We start from the raw sequence: 19,985 nt of genomic DNA, 5'->3' as shown, positions 1-19,985 counted from the left end.
CCGAATGAACCTAAAGTTAACGCCTAGAGACCGAATCCGCCGCGACCCCGCCTGCGCAGGTACTTCTCGAATTCCGCGGCGATGGCGTCGCCGTCGATCTTGGCCATGGCCTCGTTGAGATCGACCTCGGCATCGCCGCGCTCCTCCAGTGAGCGGACGTATTCGGCGATTTCCTCATCGCCCGTGGTCATCTCGTTGACCGCGCCCTCCCACTCCTCGGCCTGTTCGGGCAGACCGCCGAGCGGAACCTCGACATCGAGCACATCCTCGACGCGATGCAGCAGCGCGATGACCGCCTTGGGATTCGGCGGCTGCGAGACATAGTGCGGTACCGCGGCCCAGAAGGAAATGGCCGGAACACCGGCGCGCACGCACGCGTCCTGCAGCACCCCGGTGATACCGGTCGGCCCTTCGTAGCGGGTCTGCTCCAGATTGAAGCGCTCCGCGGCTTCCTTGCTGTACGCCGTGCCGGTGACCGGCACCGGCCGGGTGTGCGGGGTATCGGCGAGCAGTGCGCCCAGGATCACCACGGTCGAGACATCGAGCTGCTCCACGAATTCCAGCAGGTCATTGCAGAACGAACGCCAGCGCATATTCGGCTCGACCCCGCGCAGCAGCACCACATCGCGATCGCTACCGGGCGGGGAGCACACCGAGAGCATGGTGGACGGCCAGTGAATTTCCCGGGTCACGCCGTCGACCTGGCGAACGGTCGGCCGGTTCACCTGGTAATCGTAATAATCCTCGGAGTCCAGCTCGGCGAGCGGCTGTGCGTCCCAGATCAATTCCAGATGCTCGACGGCTCCGCTCGCCGCATCCGCCGCGTCGTTCCACCCTTCGAAGGCGGCGACGAGGATCGGATCCCGCAGCGTAGGCAGGTCCGAATCGGGTGGCACCGGGGGTTCACTGGCGTTCACCCGGTCAGCTTAGGGGGTTGGACACCCGGACGCGCCAGCGACGCGCAACCGTGCTGGTCGGCGAGCCGGTGAGCGGAAGGCCGAAGTGGCCTGCGAAAGCGCGGAGAAGGGCGACCCGCCGGGCGGCGCGCGGGGTTCGCGACCCGGCGCGCTACACCGGGGGCCGGATTGTCCGTGCTCCCCACTACTCTTGAGGACATGTCTGTGTCCCCCCGCGCCGAGTTCGACACCACCCTACTCGACACGCTCAGTCGGCGTGTCGTCATCGGCGACGGTGCGATGGGCACCATGTTGCAGGCCGCTGACCTGACGCTCGACGACTTCCGCGGCCTCGAGGGCTGCAATGAGATTCTCAACGAAACCCGTCCTGACGTGCTCGCACACATTCACCGCGCCTATTTCGAGGCCGGTGCCGACGCCGTCGAGACCAATACCTTCGGCTGCAATCTCCCCAACCTCGCCGACTACGACATCGCCGATCGGATTCGCGATCTGTCCGAGCGCGGCACCCGCATCGCGCGACAGGTCGCCGATGAGATGGGCCCGTCCGCCGACGGCACCCCGCGCTATGTGCTCGGCTCCATGGGTCCGGGCACCAAACTGCCGACCCTGGGTCACGCGCCCTATGCCTCGCTGCGCGATGCCTACGCCGAGGCGGCGCTGGGCATGCTCGACGGTGGCGCGGACGCCATCCTGATCGAGACCTGCCAGGACCTGTTGCAGGTCAAGTCCGCGATCGTGGGCAGCCATCACGCCATGGCGCGCGCGGGCCGCAAGATCCCGATCATCACGCACGTGACCATGGAGACCACCGGCACCATGCTGGTCGGCTCGGAGATCGGGGCAGCGCTCACGGCGCTGGAGAACCTCGGCATCGACATGATCGGATTGAACTGCGCCACCGGCCCGGACGAGATGAGCGAACATCTGCGCCATCTGTCCAAGCACGCGCAGTTGCCGGTCTCGGTGATGCCCAATGCCGGTCTGCCGGTGCTGGGGGCGAACGGCGCGGAGTATCCGCTCACGCCCGAGGAGCTCGCTATCGCGTTGAGCGGCTTCGTTTCCGAGTTCGGCCTGGCGCTGGTCGGCGGCTGCTGCGGTACCACGCCCGAGCACATTCGCCAGGTCGCCGAGGCGGTGCACGCGGTCACCCCGGCGGTGCGCCAGCCGGTACACGAGCCCGCGGTGTCCTCGATCTACTCCGCGGTCCCGTTCGAGCAGGACTCGTCGGTGCTGATGATCGGTGAGCGCACCAATGCCAACGGCTCCAAGGCTTTCCGCGACGCCATGCTGGCGCAGGATTGGCAGAAGTGCCTCGATATCGCCAAGGATCAGATTCGCGACGGCGCGCACATGCTCGACCTGTGCGTGGACTACGTGGGCCGCGACGGCGCGGTCGATATGAATGAGCTGGCCTCGCGCCTGGCCACCGCCTCGACGCTGCCGATCATGCTGGACTCCACCGAATTGCCGGTGCTGCGTGCGGGTTTGGAGCAGCTGGGCGGGCGCTGTGCGGTCAACTCGGTCAACTACGAGGACGGTGCGGGACCGGAGTCGCGGTTCCAGCAGACCATGGCGCTGGTCGCCGAACACGGTGCCGCCGTGGTGGCCTTGACCATCGACGAGACCGGTCAGGCGCGCACCGCCGAGACCAAGGTGGCGATCGCCGAGCGGTTGATCGCCGATATCACCGAGAACTGGGGCCTGGCCGAATCGGACATCATCGTCGATACGCTCACCTTCACCCTGGGCACCGGTCAGGAGGAGTCGCGGCGCGATGGCATCGAAACCATCGAGGCCATCCGGCTTTTGAAGCAGCGGCATCCGAATGTGCAGACCACGCTGGGTCTTTCCAATATCTCCTTCGGCCTGAACCCGGCCGCGCGTCAGGTGCTGAACTCGGTGTTCATGAACGAATGCGTCGAGGCCGGACTGGATTCGGCGATCGTGCACGCCTCGAAGATCCTGCCGATGGCGCGGATTCCCGAGGATCAGCGCAAGGTCGCGCTGGATCTGGTCTATGACCGCCGCACCGAGGATTACGATCCGCTGCAGGAACTCATGGCCATGTTCGAGGGCGTCTCGGCGGCCTCGTCCAAAGCCTCGCGCGCCGAGGAGCTGGCCCAGCTGCCGCTGTTCGAACGCCTGGCCCGCCGCATTGTCGATGGTGAGCGCAACGGCCTGGACGTGGACCTCGATGAGGCCATGAAAGAGGTTCCGCCGCTGCAGATCATCAATGAGACCCTGCTCTCGGGCATGAAGACCGTCGGTGAGCTGTTCGGTTCCGGTCAGATGCAGCTGCCGTTCGTGCTGCAGTCGGCCGAGGTGATGAAAACCGCTGTCGCGCACCTGGAACCGCATATGGAGGCCACCGACGACTCCGGTAAGGGTCGCATCGTGCTGGCCACGGTCAAGGGTGACGTGCACGATATCGGCAAGAACCTGGTGGACATCATCCTGTCCAACAATGGCTACGAGGTCGTGAATCTCGGTATCAAGCAGCCGATTTCGGCGATCCTGGATGCCGCGGTGGACAAGAAGGCCGATGTGGTCGGCATGTCCGGACTGCTGGTCAAGTCGACGGTGGTCATGAAGGAGAACCTGCAGGAGATGAATGTCCGCGGTGTCGCGGAACAGTTCCCGGTGCTGCTGGGTGGTGCGGCGCTGACCCGCGGCTATGTGGAGAACGATCTCACCGACGTCTACGAGGGCGATGTGCACTACGCCCGTGACGCTTTCGAGGGTCTGCATCTCATGGACGAGATCATGACCCGCAAGCGCGGCGGTGGCCCGGATCCGGACAGCCCCGAAGCCCTGGCCGAGGCGGCGAAGATCGCCGAGCGCAAGGCCCGGCACGAGCGCTCCAAGCGAATCGCGGAGGAGCGCAAGGCCAAAGAGGTGCCGATCGAGGTGCCCGCCCGCTCGGACGTGGCCGCGGACCTGCCGGTGCCGACCCCGCCGTTCTGGGGCAGCCGCGTGGTGAAGGGCCTCTCGGTGGCCGAGTACTCGGGTCTACTGGACGAGCGGGCACTGTTCCTGGGCCAGTGGGGTCTGCGCGGTCAGCGTGGCGGTGAGGGCCCCTCCTATGAGGAGCTGGTGGAGACCGAAGGCCGTCCGCGGCTGCGGTATTGGCTGGACCGGTTGATCGCCGAGGGCGTGCTCCAGCATGCCGCGGTGGTGTACGGCTACTTCCCGGCCGTATCCGAGGGCGACGATGTGATTGTTCTCACCGAGCCCAAACCCGATGCGCCGGAACGGTATCGGTTCACTTTCCCGCGTCAGCAGCGCGACCGGTTCCTGAACATCGCCGATTTCATTCGCTCGCGCGAACTCGCGGTACAGCACGGCCAGGTCGATGTGCTGCCGTTCCAGCTGGTCACCATGGGACAGCCGATCGCGGACTTCGCCAATGAGCTGTTCGCGGGCGATAACTACCGCGACTACCTCGAGGTGCACGGCATCGGTGTACAGCTCACCGAGGCACTCGCGGAGTTTTGGCATCGCCGCATCCGGGAAGAACTTGTGCTGGAAGGGCATTCCGTCGCCGACGACGATCCTTCCGATGTGCTGGAGTACTTCAAACTCGGCTACCGTGGCGCACGGTACTCGTTCGGGTACGGTGCCTGCCCCGACCTGGAAGATCGGGCGAAACTGGTGGACCTGCTGGAGGCGGGCCGGATCGGAGTGGAGCTCTCGGAGGAACTGCAGCTGCATCCGGAGCAGTCGACGGATGCGTTCGTACTTCTGCACCCGGAAGCGAAGTACTTCAACGCCTAAGATTTTCGAAGAGTTACCGGCGGGCTCGTCGCGCAACGTTGCAGGGTGGCTCGGCGCGAAAGCCAGCAGGAGGGGCACAACCACATGACTTCAGACCGGTTGATCACGGGGCGGTACCGACTAACGGATCCGATCGGCACCGGTGCGATGGGGGTCGTGTGGCGCGCGACCGATGTTCGACTGCGGCGCACGGTCGCGGTCAAGCAGTTGCTATTGGGTCCCGGGCTCACCCGGTCCCAGGCGATCGAGGCCAAGATGCGCGCGATGCGGGAGGGGCGCATCGCGGCGCGACTGCATCACCCGAACGCGGTCACCGTCTTCGATGTGGCGGAGGAGGACGGCCAGCCCTGGCTGGTCATGGAATACGTGGACGCGGTCTCGCTGGCCGCGCTCATGCGTGAGAAGGGCAATCTCGCGCCCACCGAGGTCGCCCGGATCGGGGCCAAGGTGGCGGCGGCGCTCGCGGCCGCACACAAGGCCGGGATCGTGCACCGCGATGTGAAACCCGCCAATATCCTTGTGGCCGATGACGGGACGGTGAAGATCACCGACTTCGGCATCTCGCGCGCCATCGGTGATGTGACGGTGACCTCCACCGGATTCCTGGCCGGAACGCCCGCGTACTTGTCGCCGGAAGTGGCGCGCGGTGAGAATCCGGAGCCGCCCTCGGATGTATTCGCGCTGGGCTCAACGCTTTTCGCGGCCGTCGAGGGAATGCCCCCGTTCGGTGAGGGCGATAACCCCCTCGCGGTACTGCATTCGGTGGCGCGGGCGCAGGTGCCCGAACCCGCGCACGCGGGCGCGCTCGGGCCGGTGCTGATGGATCTGCTGGCCGCCGAAGCCGCGGACCGGCCGACCATGGAACAGGCCGCCGAACGACTCCAGGCCGTCGCCGACGGGCGGGTCACCGCGCCGATTCCGCAGACCAAGGTGCTGCCCACGGTCAATGGCGGTGCGGCGGTGGACAGTTCGGCCGCCACCACGGTGCTCGCCACGTCCACGACCGGGCAGTCCTCGGCCAATGCCACCGATCCGACGGTGCATATCGCCACCGGCGGACCGTCCGCCCGCTCCACCTCACCCGAGACGCCGGTGCCGCCCGTACCGCCGTTCACGCCGAAAACCGGTGGGCAGGACCGGAATCGGCGACAGCTCGGACTGGTGGCGCTCGGCGTCGTCGGCGCACTGGTGCTGGCCGCGCTGGTGGCGTACGCGGTGAGCCGCGGCGGCAATGACAATTCCCCGGTCGCCAAGGAGACCACTTCGGTTGTGGCGCCGGTGAATCCGTCGGCCCCGCCGTCCACGCAGGCCGCCATCGGACCGTCCGGCGGCGGCGTCGGAAATACCGAACCCACCCAGGGTGCGCAGCCGACCACGACGCCTCCGCCCGCCACCACGACCACTCCGCCGCCCGCCAGTACCACCACGACCCCGGCCAAGCCGACCACCACGGCGCCGCCGACCACGACCCCCGCGGGTCCGCCGTCGGCCGCCTCGGTGGCCTCGTTCATCCAGGGCTACTACGGCATGCTGCCCGGCAATGTCGGCGGCGCGTGGTCCATGCTCTCGCCCGGCTATCAGGCCTCGACCGGTGGTTTCGGCGCGTACTCCCAGTTCTGGGGCAGCGTCGCCGCGGTGAGCGTCGGCGGGGTCACCACCACCGGTGACAATCGCGCGGTGGTGAATCTGACTTACACCATGCGGAACGGTCAGGTCGATCGCGAGAGCCGGTGGATCCAGGTCGATTCCACCGGCGGCCGGATTCTGATCGCGGCGTCGGGCTTGTAGTCGATTGGTCTGGACCGGATCGCACCCGCGAATTCGGTCCAGACCAATCGCCCGATAACCTGTACACCGCCTCGCCTCCGCGAGCGCCAGTGGCAGTGGATGACAGGAGTGGTGTTCCGGTGACGCGTTTGGACGCGGTGTTGTGGGATATGGACGGAACGCTGCTCGATTCGGAGAAGCTCTGGGATATCGCAGTCCGGGAACTCGCGGGCGAACTCGGTCACGAGATGAACGATGCGATGCGGCATGCGCTCATCGGCGCGTCCGGCCCGAACGCGCTGCGCATCATGTTCAGCGGCTTGGGCGTGGCGGCCACACCCGAGGCGCTGGCCGAGGCCGACGCCTGGATCGAACGCCGGATCATCGAACTGTTCCGGGATCCGGTGCCGTGGCGGCCGGGCGCACAGGATGTGCTCGGTGCGCTGCACGCGGCGGGTATCCCGATGGCGCTGGTCACCAATACCAAACGGGCACTGACCGAATACGGCCTGGACACCCTGGGACGGCACCACTTCGCCGCGACCGTCTGCGCCGATGAGGTGCCGCACGGTAAGCCGTCGCCGGATGTCTATCTGCGGGCGGCCGAGCTGCTCGGGGTCGCGCCCGAACATACGGTGGCCATCGAGGATTCGCCCACCGGTGCCGAGGCCGCCGCTCTCGCGGGCTGCACGGTGCTCGTAATCCCCTGTGAGATAGCGGTTCCCGCGGCTCCCGGGCGCACCTTTCGGGATTCGCTGGTGGGTCTGACGCAGGCGGATCTGCGGGGGCTCATCGCCCGTTGAGCTGAACCCGCGCCGCCGGTGCGGCCCCGTGATAGAAGTACCGGCCCAGGCCGACGGTGAAAACCATGATGCCGTAGACCGAATGCTCCACCGATGCGGTGAACAGGGACTGGGTCTTCGCATAGCGATCGGCGAAGATCCAGCCGCCCACCCCGCTCGCGGCGACCGAGAACCAGCTGCCGAATACGATGTGCACGTAGCCGAAGGCGGCGGCGCTGGCGGCGACCATGGCGCGGCCCTCACCGAAAACCGGTGCGTACCGGTGGAACAGGAACGACCGGAAGATCAACTCCTGCGGGTACACGCTCAATGCCGGGTACAGCACCATGACCGCCAGCCAGATCGCCGGGTTGTTGCGCGGCAGATCGAACAGATCCTCGCGCCGCCGCACCGCGACCGCCGTGGTGAGCGCCAGTGCGCTCGCCCCCGCCAGTGCCGCCATCGGCCGCGCCTGCTCGCGCACGGCCGCACTGCGCCACAGCGCGTCCCGATCGAAGCCCGAGGACCGGCGCAGGTAAACCGTTGCGCCCGCGGCCAATGCGAGCAGTACCGGAATCGGCGATCTGCCCCGGCCCACCGCGTTGTACAGGGTCGTCCCGCCGAAGAACAGCCCGGCGTACTCCGCCGCCAGATACACCCGCCGCCGCGATCCAATCCTCATGAGCTCACGATAATTTCCGCGGGCGCACCGCGCTGACCGCCGAAGCTGAACATTGGGTTCCGACGGCCGACCTGGGGCTCAGCGCCGCTGTGCCGCTCCCGCGTCGGCGGTGATGGGTTCATAGCAGTCGTAATTGCGCTGGGCGAGGATCTTGCCGTCGCGGAATTCGAGCACGGTCGCGATATGCGCGCGCAGCACATGGCCCGCCGGGAGCTCGCCCATGGCCACCGCCGTGGTTCCCTCCCAAAGCACTTCCAGCGCAACCTGATCGCCCGCGGCGATGGCATTGAGCACTTCGAAGTTCTGCTCGCGCACATTCTTTCGGCCCGCCTCGGCGGCGGCGCGCAGCCCGGCGATATCGCGGACAACGCCATGGGGGAAGAGCGCGTTCGGCAATTCGTGATGCACGGCGTCGGGGTGGAAGAACTCGGCGAGCTCGTCACCGACCGCTGATCGGGAGACGGCGCGGTGGTAGCGGACGGCGATATCGATATTGGGGTGCTGTTGCAACGTCATGTCCACAACCATAGTTGCACAACTATGGTTGTGCAATAGAGAATGGTGCCATGCCCGTACCGATCGATCCGCTCGACCTCGACACCGGAACCCTGGCCCTGTTCGTCGGCAATGCCGGAGCGGCGGCGGTCCAGAAACAGTTGGCGGACGCGGGTTTCGGCGATCTCCGCTTCTCGCACGGCTATCTGTTCCAGCACCTGGTCGACGGTGAACCCACCGTCAGCGCCCTGGCCGCCGAATTGGAGATGACCCAGCAGGGCGCGTCCAAGGCCGTCGCCGAACTGGAGAAGCTCGGCTACTGCGAACGCGCGCCCGACCCGATCGACGCCCGCATCCGCCGCGTTCGCCTCACCGCGCGCGGCCATGCCGCCATCGCGGCCGCGCGGACCGCTCGCGCGGATCTCGATCGCCGGCTCACGGAGCGTTTCGGTACCGAGGCCCTCGCCGTCGTCCGATCCCAGCTGGCCGAATTGCTCGCCGAACTCGGCGGCACCGCGGCGGTGGCTCGCCGTGCTGTGCGCCCGCCTCGGTGAGCTGGCGACTCTGTGGCAATGGCGCAATGGCGAACCTGCACGGCCATATTGATCTTGGTTATGGTGGATTGGTGACTCGTTATGGCGCAACCGATTTGGGGCGGCGCGCGGTGCTCGGCGCGGCGCTGGTACTTCCGATCGCGGCCTGCGGAAAGGCGGGATCGGGATCGGGTTCGGATCCGGGACCGCCGTCGCCGTCCCGAACGGTGGATTTGAGTGCGGGGTTCGGGGAGTTGGAAACCAGGTTCGGGGCTCGGGTGGGGGTATTCGGGGTATCGATGGGGTCGGGGGCGACGGTGGCCTATCGATCCGATGAGCGATTCGCCTACTGCTCGACTTTCAAGGCCATTGCCGCGGCGGCGGTGCTGGCGAAGAATCCGCTCGAGTATCTCGATACCCGGGTGATGTTCTCGCGGGACGCCATTCGATCGATTTCACCGGTGACCCAGGATCGGGTGGATACCGGAATGACGGTGGGGGAGCTGTGCGATGCCGCGGTGCGATTCAGCGATGGCACCGCGGGGAATCTGCTGCTGGATCAGATCGGCGGGACGGCCGGATTCAACGCGTATCTGCACTCGCTCGGTGATGACGTGGGCAAGATGGTGAACTATGAGCCGGAGTTGAACAATGTAGCGCCGGGCGATGATTCCGATACCACCACACCGCGCGCCATCGCGGACAATTTCCGCGCGCTGCTGCTGGGATCGGCGCTGCCCGAGGACAAGCGGGCCAAACTCTCGGATTGGCTGGAACGCAGTCTTACCGGTGCCAAGCGCATCAAAGCCGGTGCGCCGCAAGGGGTGACGGTGCGGAGCAAGACCGGCACCGGGAACTACGGGCGCGCCAATGACGTGGGGGTGGTGACGCGGCCCGACGGCGCGACCTGGGTGCTCGCCATCATGACCGACCGGGTGCGGGACGGATACGACTCCCAGCCCAGTGAGGATTTGATCGCCGAATCCGCCCGCAAGGTATTCGCCGCACTGCCCTAGCTCGGCGAATCGGCTCAGGAAATCCCTGGGAGAGAACGCAGTTGGGCTACCGCGCGCACATCGCCCTCGATGGTGAACCAGAGGGTCTGTGCGTCGGGGGTCCGGCGGGTATGGATATCGAGGGGCTCGCCGTGCCGGATCGGTTTGTTGTATTCGAGGATGAAGCGATGCGGTCCGGCGGTGAGATCCGCTGTGTCGGAAGTGAATTCATGCACGGCATGCCAGTACGCGGTATTGGTGACGTGCTGGAAGTGGTCGATATCGGTGCGGCGCAGCGGGAAATGAGCCGGGGCGATCGGCGGCAGCGGATCGGTGAGCCATTGCCGCCAGCGCAGCCGCTGTTCCGAGGTTGTGGTGCACATCAATTCGAAGAATTTGTCGTCGACCCGTGACGGGCTCATGGTCTCTTTGTTCATATGAATCCAGAAGCCCTCGGTTTCGATGAGGCCGCCGGATTCGGAGTCGATGCGCACGCGCATGGTGCACCAGCGCGGTGATATGCCCGAACACCAGCGGCGGGTGCGGAGTGTCGCGGGCCAGGTGATCGGGCGGATGACGTCTATGACGGTGCGGCGGACAATCCAGTGCGGATGCGATTCCAGTGCGCCGCAATGCACCAGGTGATCGACGCCCGCGTCCTGGATATGCCGTGCGATGCCGTCGATGCGCAAACCCTGGTTCTCATCCATATCGACGGTGCCCAGGCGGCCCGGGAAATCGAAGATATGGCCCGAGGACGGGACCGGGGGCAGCGGGCGCAGCATCGGATGGTCGTCCAGTGCGGGCAGCACCGGCGGCGGATCGGTGAGCTGGTTCATCATCGGCAAACCTCCGGGACATCCATCCGAGTGGGGCGGGGAGTGCGAAAAGGCTGCGGTGCCAAGAGTCCGCGGCGGCAATGCCGGGGCGCGATGAGGTCAGCGTAGTGCAGAACCGGGCGCGGGGCAGGGCGGGCCACCCGCGCGCCCGGTGGCGTGTCACCGCAGCGGGCCGAAGAAGGTTCGCAGGTCCCGGGCCAGATCGGCGGGAGCCTCCATGGCCGGGAAATGCTTACCGCGCTCGAATTCGGTCCAGTGCGCATCGGCGGGGGCCGGGACCACCCGGCGCACGGTCTCATCGGAGCCGAAGATGGCGAAACCCTGGGGTGCGATCGGTGCCGAGCCCCAGTCCATCGAATGCGCCTGTTCGTAGAGGGTGTGCGCGGCGGTTGCTCCGGCGCCGGTGAACCAGTAGAGGCTGACCGTGGTCAGCAGTTGATCGCGGTCGATCGGGAGATCGGTCCACTGCTCGAACTTCTCCGCGATCCAAGCCAATTGCAGCAGTGGGGAATCGACCAGGCCGTAGCCGATGGTCTGCGGGCGTGAGTTCTGGATCGCCAGATAGCCAGAACCCTCGCGGCGGAAGGCGTCCATACGCTCGAGAATCACCTTGTCGACCGGATCATCGGCATCGAGGCGGTCGGCCACACCGGGCAGGAAGGTGGCCACATTCGCGGCGGTCAGCGGATCGGTGACCACGTGTACGCCGAGCACATGTTCGGGATCGAGACCGCCGACCATACCGGAGACGCCGCCGCCGATATCACCGCCGTGCACGCCGTAGCGGGCATAGTTGAGCCGGTTCATCAGCTCGATCCAGGCGCGCGAGGTGCGGGCCATGGACCAGCCGGTATCCGAGAGCGGGGTGGAGAAGCCGTACCCGGGCAGCGATGGGGCCACCACATGGAATGCCGGACCCTCCTCGGGCTCGGTGAGCGGCCCGATCAGATGCATGAATTCGGCGATCGAGCTGGGGAAACCGTGCGTGATGAGCAGGGGAGTGGCATCGGGGCGAGTCGAGCGCACATGCAGGAAATGGATCTGCTGTCCGTCGATCTCGGTGGTGAACTGCGGGAAGGCGTTGAGCGCCGCTTCCTGTGCCCGCCAATCGAATTCGGTGCGCCAGTAGTCGGCCAGCTCCCGCAGATCGGCCACCGGGATACCTCGCTCCCAGCCGACGCCGGGGAGTCCGGCGGCCCAGCGGGCATGCGCCAGGCGGTCAGACAGGTAGTCCAGCTCGGCCTGCGGGATGTCGATGCGGAAGGGGCGAATCTCGGTGCTCATCAGGGGTTTTCCGTTCCTTCGAGGGGAGTGGCTTACTCGATGGGACCAACATTAGGAACGATCGCGGAAAGGTTCGTTCCGCGATTGCCGGATACCATCGAAAAATGTTGGAAACCTCCGCCCGCCTGCTGCGTTTGCTCTCGCTCCTGCAGTCGCGGCGCGATTGGACCGGGCCCGAACTCGCCGAACGACTGCGCGTCACCACCCGCACCATTCGCAATGACGTCGACCGGCTGCGCGAACTCGGCTATCCGGTCGAGGCCAAGTCGGGCGTGGACGGCGGCTATCGGCTCGGTGCGGGCGGCGCGCTGCCGCCGCTGCTGCTCGATGATGAGGAGGCGGTCGCGGTCGCCGTCGGATTGCGCACGGCCGCAGGCAGTTCCATTGCCGGAATCGACGAGACGGCGCTGCGCGCGCTGACGAAACTGCAGCAGATCCTGCCCTCGCGATTGCGGCATCGGGTCAGCGCCTTCCAGCACACGCTGCCGGTGCCCGCCCGCGGTCCGCTGGTCGACCCGGATGTGCTGACCGTCATCGCCACCGCCTGTCGCGATCACGAACGCCTGCGGTTCGACTACGAATCGCACGGCGGTGCGTCCGCCCGCCGCGAGGTCGAACCGTATCGCCTGGTCAGCCTGCGCCAGCGCTGGTATCTGATGGCCTGGGACGTCGAGCGCGACGATTGGCGCACCTTCCGCGTCGACCGCATGCGTCCGCGCACGCCGACCGGCCCGCGCTTCACTGCGCGCCCGATTCCCCCCGATGCCGATATCGCCACCCGCGTGGAACGCTCCGTCGGCGAGGCCGTCTGGCGATTCCGCGCCCGCGTCATCGTGCACGCCCCGGCTTCGCATGTGCGCCAACGCCTCCCGATCCAGGTCGATATCGAGACACTGGGCGAGAACCGCTGCGCATTCGAACCGGGATCGGACAACCCGCAACAGCTCGCCCTCTACCTGGGCATGCTCGGCGCGGATTTCGAGATAGTCGACTCACCCGAACTGGCCGCCGCGCTACGCGATCTGATCGGCCGCTACGAACGTGCGCTCGCGCCCGAATAGCTCGGCGGCGTTCCCGGGGGAATGCGGAGGTGAAAGACCTGCCGTTCGATGCGGTGCGGTTCCCATTCGTACAAGTCCGGGACCTGGGAGATCGGTTAGCCTTCGGCCATGGGTGAACCTCTCGAATCGTTGCGGGCGCTGTGCACCGCGCTGCCCGAGGTGACCGAACGCCTCAGCCACGGCGAACCGACCTGGTTCGTGCGCGGGAAGAAGACCTTCGTCATGTTCGCCGACCACCATCACGACGACCGCCTCGGCTTCTGGTGCGCGGCCCCGCCCGGCGTGCAGGAGGAATTGGTCGCCGGACAACCGGACAACTACTTCCGACCGCCGTACGTCGGCCACCGCGGCTGGCTCGGCGTCTATCTCGACGTCCCCGTCGACTGGACCGAGATCGGCGAGATAGTGCAGGACGCATACCGGCTGATCGCCCCCAAAGCCCTGGTGGCCCAGTTGGACTCGTAGCGTGCTGGTCGCCCCGCCGCCTGGAAATCGCCACCCAGCCGCGCGCAGAACCCCGCACCGGTATAACGGGTGCGGTCAGCGATCGTGACTTCGCAGGCAGTAGTGGGCGTCCAGAACCGGCACGGGGTCGAGGTCGGAAATGTGGTGGCCCGCATCGCAGTGCTCGGTGAGGTCCTTGCCGTCGCGGGCCTGGACTATGCGTAATTCGCGGACGAGGTCGAACAGGGATTCGGCGACCCGGGCGGCGTGACGGTAACCCGGTGCGTCGCGGTCGGCGATGATCCAGACCCGGTGCGCGCCGGTGAACCAGGTGGCGTGCTCCGGATGCCAGCCCTGTGCGCCACCGGCATTGCAGGTGGCGGTGAGACCGGCGTGGGTGGCGGTGAGTGCGTCGGCCTCACCCTCGCAGATGTGAATATCGCGGCCGGAGCGGACCGCGTCGAGCACCTCGGGGAGATGGAAGGGCAGGTGCGCGAAACCGCCGGGGGTCCAACCGCTCTCGGTGCGGCGATACTGCCGGAAGGACTTCGCGCGGCCGTTCCGGTGCTCGGTGTGAACGCGGACCACGCATCCCGCCGAGCGACCGTCGGGCCAGCGGTAAAGGTAGGTGGCCACATCCTTCGGGTTGGCCAGTCGTGGACCGAGATCACGCTTGTGTACCTCGAGGGACAGGCCCGCCCGTTGCAACGCTTGATCGGCCAAAGCCACTGCGGGGGAGTGGGTTCGGCGCGCACCGGCGGGGGCTCGCGGCTCGTCGAATAGATCGCGGATGCGCAGGCCGAGCCGCTCCAGCACCTGCTCGTCGGGGCAGCCCGCGAAGCACCGCACCACCGTGCGCCCGCGCTGCCGGTTGTAGACGACGCCCAGCGAGGGGTGGTGATGGCGGCCGTCGGATTCGTGAACGGGGCACAGGTAGGTGGTCCAGTCGGCACCGCGCCTGCCGGGACCGGATACCCGGTTCAGGGCGGCGGTGATGGTGTCCCAGGATCGGTTCGAGTCCATAGCGAAGTCCTCTCACGACCGGTGTACCCGGATCGCGGGGACTGTCAAACGGATCGAAACCCGTTGGAGTGCACGGTAAATCGTGCTTGCAGATGTGCTGGATCGGCTTCGATGTGGCAATTGCACAATTAGTCAATGGAAATATGCGCATCTAAGCATGTAACTCGGGCGTGGCTCACCGCGCACCGGTGCCGTTCGGGCGGAACGTTCCTGCTCGCGACGACGGCCGCGAGCAGGGCGGAGTGTCAGCGACCCGAGATGAGATCGGCCATTCGCGCGATGCGGGAGGTGTGCCCGAGGCGGGTTTCGCGGTGATCGGCCGCTCGGTACAGGCTGTACATGAGCTGTACGCCGATCCAGCGCAAGGGTTCCGGTTCCCAGCGGCGCATCCGCCAGTTGACCCACGGCAGTGCGGTGAGCTCGGTATCCCTGCGCAGCAGGAGATCTCGCAGGGTGCGACCGGCCAGATTGGTGGTCGCCACACCGTGCCCGGTGTAGCCGCCCGCGTAGCCCAGGCCGGTGTCGTGGTCGAGGGCGATACTGGAACACCAGTCGCGCGGGACCGCGAGCACCCCGGACCAGGCATGTGCGAGTGGGACTTCGGCTGTGGCGGGGAAGAAGTCGGTGAGCATCGCGCGCAGGACGTCCACGGTCCACTGCTGGGTCCGCCCGTCCGCATCGATGCGGCTGCCGTATCGGTACGGCTTTCCGCGCCCGCCGAAGGCGATCCGGCCGTCCGCGGTGCGCTGGGCGTACATGTAGTAGTGCGCCATATCGCCCAGCAATTCGCTGCCCTGCCAGCCGATTTCGCGCCACACCGCATCGGGCAGCGGTTCGGTGACGATCATCGAACTGTTCATCGGCAGCCAATCACGATGGCTGGAAGCGAAAGTCGCGGTGAAGCCCTCGGTGGCGCGGATGACGTACTCGGCGGTGACGGTGCCGCGCGCGGTGATCGCGGCGGCCGGGCTGGACGCCGTGCGCGGGCGTACGGATTCCACCGTGGTGTTCTCGTAGATCCGCACCCCGAGCGCCCGCACCGTATCGGCAAGTCCGCGTGCGAGTTTCGCGGGCTGCACGCGCGCGCAGTGCGGTGTCCACAGTGCCCCGGTGGCTCCGGCGACGCGGATTCGGTCGTCGGCGGGGACGGTCATGAGATCGTCTTCGCCCCAACCCCATTCGCGCGCATGCGCCAGGGTGTCGCCGAGCCGCGCCCGCTGCGCGTCGTTGCGGGCCACGGTCAGCTGTCCGCTCTTGATCACATCGGCGTCGATGCCCTCGGCCGCCGCGACCTTCACGATCTCCTCGACGGTGTCGAACATGGTGCGCTGCAACCGCACCGCGGCATCGCGGCCGTGGACGCGGGCGTACGCCTGCGCCGATCCCGCTATCTCTCCGACAACCCAGCCGCCATTGCGGCCGGAGGCGCCGTATCCGGCGAATTCCTTCTCCAGTACTACGATTCGCAGGTCAGGTTGTGCCTGCTTCAGGTAGTAGGCCGTCCACAATCCGGTGTATCCGGCTCCGATAACGCACACGTCGGCCTGGGTGTGCCCGGACAGCGGGGCTCCCGGGTCGACGGGGGCGAGCTCACGGAACCAATACGACACCGAACCATTGACAAAGGACATATCAGACATCCTGAGCTATCTCCGAGCATTCGGCCACCGGCATTTTCGGATGGTCCCGGGGAGTGGGAACCGGCCGGGCGCGCGATGCGGCGGCCGCGCCGGATTGGCGCATGAAAACTCTTGGTGCACAGGAATAGTGAATATCCACAATCCCGGTACATCCCGGGCGTGTCGGTCGGTTTGCCCGCCAGAATGATCGACATGGTTGCGACAGGGGGTAGGGCAGACGTGTGCGATACGGACGGCGCCGGGGTGGTGGCGGCCGCGCCGGCGGGCAGTGCTGTCCCCGGTGTGGACATCGCCCGCTATCCGCTGGACTCGCCCGGCGACGCCGGGTGGAATGCCGCGGTGGCGGCCGCGCGCGCCGAATTGGCCGCCGACGGCTGCACCGTACTGCGCGGTTTCATTCGGCCCGATGAGGTCGAGACCATGCGCACCGAGGGCGTGGCGCTCGCACCGCACGCCTACTACACGGTCGAGAACGTCAACGCCTACAACATCCCGATCGATGCCGACCTACCCGCCGATCATCCGGGCCGCATCGTGCTGCGACGTGGAAATGCCTTCGTCGCAAGGGATCTGATCCCGCGCGAGGCGCTCATCCACCGGCTCTACACCGATGCGCGCTTCCAGCGTTTCATCGCCGAGTGTTTCGGCCTGGACGCGCTGCACGAGTACACCGATCCGCTGGCGGGCCTGTGCCTCAATGTCGTCGCGCCCGGTATGTCGCATCCGTGGCATTTCGACACCAATGAGTTCACCGTCAGCATGCTCACCCAGGAGCCGGAAGCCGGTGGGGTGTTCGAGTATTGCCCGAATATTCGCTCCCGCGAGGCCGAGCACCTCGACGATGTGCGCGCGGTGCTCACCGGCCACGGCGACCACCTCATCCGGCGGCTGGAACTACGCCCCGGCGACCTGCAACTGTTCCAGGGGCGGTTCTCGCTGCACCGCGTCGCGCCCGTCGGCGGCACCGTGCAGCGGCATTCGGCGATCTTCGCCTACAGCGATTCCCAGGGCGTCATCGGCACCGCCGAGCGCACCCGGCAACTGTTCGGGCGCGTGCTGCCCGATCATCTCGCGGCCGATGCTGTCCGCGGCGACCGCCTGCTCGACTGAGAAGAGGACCACGTGCCGGTTTCCTTACACAGCACTGGGAAAGCGTCGTTCGACGATATCTATGAGAGCCCCGACCCTCGTGCGTACTACGCCCGAATGTCCGAATTGGACTATCGGATACCGGAACTGGCGAAACCACACTTCCAGCAGCTGCTGGCCGACCACCACGCGGCCACCGGCATCACGAGCCCGACCGTGCTCGATATCGGCTGTTCGTACGGGGTGAACGCGGCCCTGCTGCGCCTGGACACCACCATGTCCGACCTGTTCGACAGTTACGCCGAACCCACCCCGCCCGATCTGCGGGCCCGCGACCGCGCTCGCCTGGCCGAGGAGGATCAGCTACCCGGTGTCCGATTCCTGGGTATGGACGCCTCCGGTGTCGCGCTGGACTACGCCCGCACTGCCGGACTGCTGCACGACACCGTGCACGCGGATCTGGAGGCCGCCGATCCCACCGAGGCCCAGCGCCGCGTCCTGGCGACCGCCGATCTGGTGATCTCCACCGGCTGCGTCGGCTATGTCACCGAGCACACCCTGCTGCGGGTGGCCCGCGCCCATGGTGGAAAGCTGCCCTGGATGGCGCATTTCGTACTGCGCATGTTCTCCTTCGATCCCATAGCCGCACATCTGGCCGCACTCGGTTATCACACCGAACTCGCGCCCGGCGCCTTCCGGCAACGCCGGTTCGCCTCGCCGGAGGAGCAGGCGCAGGTGTGTAATGCACTGGCGGCCAATGGAATCGATACGCAAGGCTACGAATCCGATGGCTGGCTCTACGCCCAGCTCCACCTGTCCCGCCCGAACCTATCCTTCGACCACGAGGACCTGCATTGAGCGAACGGACCTTCGCCCACGACGATCAGCTGCCGCGGGTGCCGCTCCCCACTTTGGAGGAGAGCTGCACTCGCTTCCTGCACTGGTCCGCCCCGCTGCTCTCCAGCGACGAGTACGCCGCCACCGCGGCGGCCGTCGAGGATCTGCTGCGCCCCGACAGCCCGGCCCGCACCCTGCACGCGGATCTGCAGCGGTTCGACGCCGAACCCGACGTCGGCAGCTGGCTGGACGAATTCTGGCCCTCGCGCTACCTCGGGCGCCGGGACCGAATCGCGTTGAACGCCAACTTCTTCTTCCTGTTCCGCGATGACACCGTGCTCGCGTCCTCCACCTCCGCCGGACAGGCGGAGCGGGCCTCGGCACTGGTCACCGCGGCGGTGAACTACAAGCTGCGCCTCGATGCCGAGGAGATCCCGCCGGTCACCCAGCGCGGGCAGAAACTCAATATGGCGCAGAACAAGTTCCTGTTCTCCGAGACCCGGATTCCGGGTGCTCCGCAGGACACCGTGCGGGTGCCGTACACCGATGAGTGGCCGGGGCCGTCGCAGGCGGGCCATATCGTTGTCCTGTACCGCGGCAACATGTTCCGGATGGATGTGCTCGGGGCGGACGGCGTGCCGTACAGCCCCGAGGATCTGACCGCCGGACTGCTCGGGGTCATGAAGGCCGGATCGCGGCGCGCACCGGTGAACACCTCGGCCGGACATCTCACCACCCTGGCGCGCAAGGATTGGGCCCCGCTGTACCAGCAGCTGCGGCCGGTCAACGCCGCGGCGTTCGAGACCATCGAAACCGCGCTGTTCTGCGTCTGCCTGGAGGATTTCAGCCCGCGCGACACCCTGCATGCGTGCGATCAACTCCTGCACGGGGACAGCGGTAATCGCTGGTTCGACAAGGCGGTGTCGTTCATCGTCTTCGCCGACGGCCGGACCGGTATCAATGTCGAGCACTGCGGGCTGGACGGCACCACCATCCTGTCGTTCGTGGACACGCTGCTGGAGACCTCGGTCGCCGATCACGCCGCGCAGTCCGGGGCGCAGCCGCAGGGTCTGCCCGCCGCCGAACCCATCGAGTTCACCCTCGATGCGGCGCAGCGGTCGGTGACCTCGGCCGCGGCGGCGTCGTTTTCGCAGTTCGCGCTGGACACCGCCACCAGTACGGTGTCCTTCGAGTTCGGCACCGGGCATATCAAGACCCTCGGTATTTCCCCGGATGCCTTCGCGCAGTTGAGCTATCAGCTCGCGCATCGGCGCAGCAAGGGGTTGACGGGTGCGACCTACGAGTCGATCGCGACCCGGCAGTTCCGCAACGGCCGCACCGAGGCCATGCGCGTGGTGACCCCGGAGATCCTGGAATTCATTGCCGCCATGGAGAATCCGGCCGCCGATGACGATCGCAAGCGTGAGGCCGTGCGGGCGGCCGCCACGGCGCATGTGCGGCGGGCGCAGGAGTGCCAGCGCGGGGAGGCTCCCGAACAGCACCTGTGGGAACTCGAGTGGATTCAGCGGCGGCGCGGTGAGCAGCTCGGTGCGACCGCGCCGATGGCGTTCTACGACAGCCCCGGCTGGAAGATCACCCGCGATGACTATCTGAGCACCAGTTCGGCTCCGTCGGTGAACATCCAGTACTTCGGTTTCGGATCGACGAGCCCGACCTGCATCGGTATCGCGTACGTGCTGCTGCCCGATCGCTGGAACCTCTACCTGGCCACCCCGAAGTCGGTGGCGCAGCAGATGCACGACTTCGCCGCTCAACTGCGCACGGCCGCAGCGGAATTGGAGAAGCTGCTGGCCGGATGA

The 19,985-nt window shown here is 66.9% G+C and carries 17 protein-coding genes; 10 read left to right on the top strand and 7 right to left on the bottom strand.

The window, feature by feature from the left end:
* Nucleotides 1-23: 23 nt before the first annotated feature.
* A complete protein-coding gene (locus ACFC4D_RS01850; protein WP_309230821.1) occupies nucleotides 24-917 on the bottom strand; it encodes a PAC2 family protein in 894 nt (297 codons plus the stop codon).
* 198 nt (nucleotides 918-1,115) lie between these two features.
* Between ACFC4D_RS01850 and metH the strand changes: the two genes are divergently transcribed.
* The 3 genes from metH to ACFC4D_RS01835 all read left to right on the top strand — a co-directional run bounded on the left by metH (nucleotide 1,116) and on the right by ACFC4D_RS01835 (nucleotide 7,264).
* Nucleotides 1,116-4,694, top strand: coding sequence for a methionine synthase (gene metH / locus ACFC4D_RS01845; protein WP_376061241.1), 3,579 nt, complete (start codon nucleotides 1,116-1,118; stop codon nucleotides 4,692-4,694).
* An 84-nt stretch (nucleotides 4,695-4,778) separates the two neighbouring features.
* Entirely contained in the window at nucleotides 4,779-6,482 is a 1,704-nt protein-coding gene (locus ACFC4D_RS01840; RefSeq protein WP_376061240.1) for a serine/threonine-protein kinase, read from the top strand.
* 119 nt (nucleotides 6,483-6,601) lie between these two features.
* Nucleotides 6,602-7,264 carry an HAD family phosphatase gene (locus ACFC4D_RS01835; RefSeq protein ID WP_364633899.1) on the top strand — a complete coding sequence of 221 codons (663 nt, stop codon included), beginning with the start codon at nucleotides 6,602-6,604 and terminating at the stop codon, nucleotides 7,262-7,264.
* On the opposite strand, the gene ACFC4D_RS01830 is transcribed toward ACFC4D_RS01835, so the two are convergent.
* Together ACFC4D_RS01830 and ACFC4D_RS01825 are read right to left on the bottom strand one after the other, a co-directional pair.
* The gene (locus tag ACFC4D_RS01830) at nucleotides 7,251-7,925 is read right to left on the bottom strand and encodes a CPBP family intramembrane glutamic endopeptidase (protein ID WP_364633901.1); all 675 of its coding nucleotides are present in this window, start codon (nucleotides 7,923-7,925) and stop codon (nucleotides 7,251-7,253) included. The genes ACFC4D_RS01835 and ACFC4D_RS01830 overlap by 14 nt on opposite strands.
* Before the next feature lie 78 nt (nucleotides 7,926-8,003).
* Nucleotides 8,004-8,441 carry a nuclear transport factor 2 family protein gene (locus tag ACFC4D_RS01825; protein WP_376061239.1) on the bottom strand — a complete coding sequence of 146 codons (438 nt, stop codon included), beginning with the start codon at nucleotides 8,439-8,441 and terminating at the stop codon, nucleotides 8,004-8,006.
* A gap of 50 nt (nucleotides 8,442-8,491) precedes the next feature.
* On the opposite strand from ACFC4D_RS01825, the gene ACFC4D_RS01820 reads away from it, so the two are divergent.
* The gene (locus ACFC4D_RS01820; RefSeq protein WP_376061237.1) at nucleotides 8,492-8,974 is read left to right on the top strand and encodes a MarR family winged helix-turn-helix transcriptional regulator; all 483 of its coding nucleotides are present in this window, start codon (nucleotides 8,492-8,494) and stop codon (nucleotides 8,972-8,974) included.
* A gap of 95 nt (nucleotides 8,975-9,069) precedes the next feature.
* Nucleotides 9,070-9,969, top strand: a complete 900-nt coding sequence (bla, locus tag ACFC4D_RS01815) for a class A beta-lactamase (protein ID WP_376061880.1) — start codon at nucleotides 9,070-9,072, stop codon at nucleotides 9,967-9,969.
* Nucleotides 9,970-9,983: 14 nt separating this feature from the next.
* Here bla and ACFC4D_RS01810 read toward each other — a convergent pair whose 3' ends face one another.
* Both ACFC4D_RS01810 and ACFC4D_RS01805 read right to left on the bottom strand, forming a co-directional pair.
* Nucleotides 9,984-10,790 (bottom strand): acyl-[acyl-carrier-protein] thioesterase, encoded by an 807-nt coding sequence (locus ACFC4D_RS01810; RefSeq protein ID WP_376061235.1) that lies wholly within the window; start codon nucleotides 10,788-10,790, stop codon nucleotides 9,984-9,986.
* A 156-nt stretch (nucleotides 10,791-10,946) separates the two neighbouring features.
* Complete coding sequence (locus ACFC4D_RS01805) at nucleotides 10,947-12,071, bottom strand: epoxide hydrolase family protein (protein ID WP_376061234.1); 1,125 nt, start codon at nucleotides 12,069-12,071, stop codon at nucleotides 10,947-10,949.
* Nucleotides 12,072-12,175: 104 nt separating this feature from the next.
* Here ACFC4D_RS01805 and ACFC4D_RS01800 point away from each other — a divergent pair, with 104 nt between their 5' ends.
* Together ACFC4D_RS01800 and ACFC4D_RS01795 are read left to right on the top strand one after the other, a co-directional pair.
* Entirely contained in the window at nucleotides 12,176-13,132 is a 957-nt protein-coding gene (locus ACFC4D_RS01800; RefSeq protein ID WP_376061232.1) for a helix-turn-helix transcriptional regulator, read from the top strand.
* A 108-nt stretch (nucleotides 13,133-13,240) separates the two neighbouring features.
* Nucleotides 13,241-13,597 carry an MmcQ/YjbR family DNA-binding protein gene (locus ACFC4D_RS01795; protein ID WP_376061231.1) on the top strand — a complete coding sequence of 119 codons (357 nt, stop codon included), beginning with the start codon at nucleotides 13,241-13,243 and terminating at the stop codon, nucleotides 13,595-13,597.
* 75 nt (nucleotides 13,598-13,672) lie between these two features.
* On the opposite strand, the gene ACFC4D_RS01790 is transcribed toward ACFC4D_RS01795, so the two are convergent.
* Both ACFC4D_RS01790 and ACFC4D_RS01785 read right to left on the bottom strand, forming a co-directional pair.
* Entirely contained in the window at nucleotides 13,673-14,599 is a 927-nt protein-coding gene (locus ACFC4D_RS01790) for a toprim domain-containing protein (protein ID WP_376061229.1), read from the bottom strand.
* 245 nt (nucleotides 14,600-14,844) lie between these two features.
* A complete protein-coding gene (locus ACFC4D_RS01785) occupies nucleotides 14,845-16,230 on the bottom strand; it encodes an NAD(P)/FAD-dependent oxidoreductase (protein ID WP_376061227.1) in 1,386 nt (461 codons plus the stop codon).
* 201 nt (nucleotides 16,231-16,431) lie between these two features.
* Here ACFC4D_RS01785 and ACFC4D_RS01780 point away from each other — a divergent pair, with 201 nt between their 5' ends.
* The 3 genes from ACFC4D_RS01780 to ACFC4D_RS01770 all read left to right on the top strand — a co-directional run bounded on the left by ACFC4D_RS01780 (nucleotide 16,432) and on the right by ACFC4D_RS01770 (nucleotide 19,985).
* Nucleotides 16,432-17,349 (top strand): arpA protein, encoded by a 918-nt coding sequence (locus tag ACFC4D_RS01780; protein ID WP_376061226.1) that lies wholly within the window; start codon nucleotides 16,432-16,434, stop codon nucleotides 17,347-17,349.
* A 96-nt stretch (nucleotides 17,350-17,445) separates the two neighbouring features.
* Nucleotides 17,446-18,186 (top strand): class I SAM-dependent methyltransferase, encoded by a 741-nt coding sequence (locus tag ACFC4D_RS01775; protein WP_375967585.1) that lies wholly within the window; start codon nucleotides 17,446-17,448, stop codon nucleotides 18,184-18,186.
* Complete coding sequence (locus tag ACFC4D_RS01770; protein WP_376061224.1) at nucleotides 18,183-19,985, top strand: choline/carnitine O-acyltransferase; 1,803 nt, start codon at nucleotides 18,183-18,185, stop codon at nucleotides 19,983-19,985. The genes ACFC4D_RS01775 and ACFC4D_RS01770 overlap by 4 nt, the downstream gene beginning before the upstream one ends.

Source organism: Nocardia sp. NPDC056000, assembly GCF_042269265.1.
Lineage (GTDB): Bacteria > Actinomycetota > Actinomycetes > Mycobacteriales > Mycobacteriaceae > Nocardia.
The sequence above is the reverse complement of the archived record's forward strand: the minus strand, read 5'-3'. Positions and strand labels throughout refer to the sequence as shown.

What these genes read in the sequence shown, in the direction of transcription:
- metH (WP_376061241.1), top strand. Translation starts at nt 1,116, where the DNA reads ATGTCTGTGTCCCCCCGCGCCGAGTTCGACACCACCCTACTCGACACG.
- ACFC4D_RS01840 (WP_376061240.1), top strand. Translation starts at nt 4,779, where the DNA reads ATGACTTCAGACCGGTTGATCACGGGGCGGTACCGACTAACGGATCCG.
- ACFC4D_RS01830 (WP_364633901.1), bottom strand. Translation starts at nt 7,925, where the DNA reads ATGAGGATTGGATCGCGGCGGCGGGTGTATCTGGCGGCGGAGTACGCC.
- ACFC4D_RS01825 (WP_376061239.1), bottom strand. Translation starts at nt 8,441, where the DNA reads ATGACGTTGCAACAGCACCCCAATATCGATATCGCCGTCCGCTACCAC.
- ACFC4D_RS01820 (WP_376061237.1), top strand. Translation starts at nt 8,492, where the DNA reads ATGCCCGTACCGATCGATCCGCTCGACCTCGACACCGGAACCCTGGCC.
- ACFC4D_RS01810 (WP_376061235.1), bottom strand. Translation starts at nt 10,790, where the DNA reads ATGATGAACCAGCTCACCGATCCGCCGCCGGTGCTGCCCGCACTGGAC.
- ACFC4D_RS01805 (WP_376061234.1), bottom strand. Translation starts at nt 12,071, where the DNA reads ATGAGCACCGAGATTCGCCCCTTCCGCATCGACATCCCGCAGGCCGAG.
- ACFC4D_RS01800 (WP_376061232.1), top strand. Translation starts at nt 12,176, where the DNA reads ATGTTGGAAACCTCCGCCCGCCTGCTGCGTTTGCTCTCGCTCCTGCAG.
- ACFC4D_RS01795 (WP_376061231.1), top strand. Translation starts at nt 13,241, where the DNA reads ATGGGTGAACCTCTCGAATCGTTGCGGGCGCTGTGCACCGCGCTGCCC.
- ACFC4D_RS01790 (WP_376061229.1), bottom strand. Translation starts at nt 14,599, where the DNA reads ATGGACTCGAACCGATCCTGGGACACCATCACCGCCGCCCTGAACCGG.
- ACFC4D_RS01785 (WP_376061227.1), bottom strand. Translation starts at nt 16,230, where the DNA reads ATGTCCTTTGTCAATGGTTCGGTGTCGTATTGGTTCCGTGAGCTCGCC.
- ACFC4D_RS01780 (WP_376061226.1), top strand. Translation starts at nt 16,432, where the DNA reads ATGGTTGCGACAGGGGGTAGGGCAGACGTGTGCGATACGGACGGCGCC.
- ACFC4D_RS01775 (WP_375967585.1), top strand. Translation starts at nt 17,446, where the DNA reads ATGTCCGAATTGGACTATCGGATACCGGAACTGGCGAAACCACACTTC.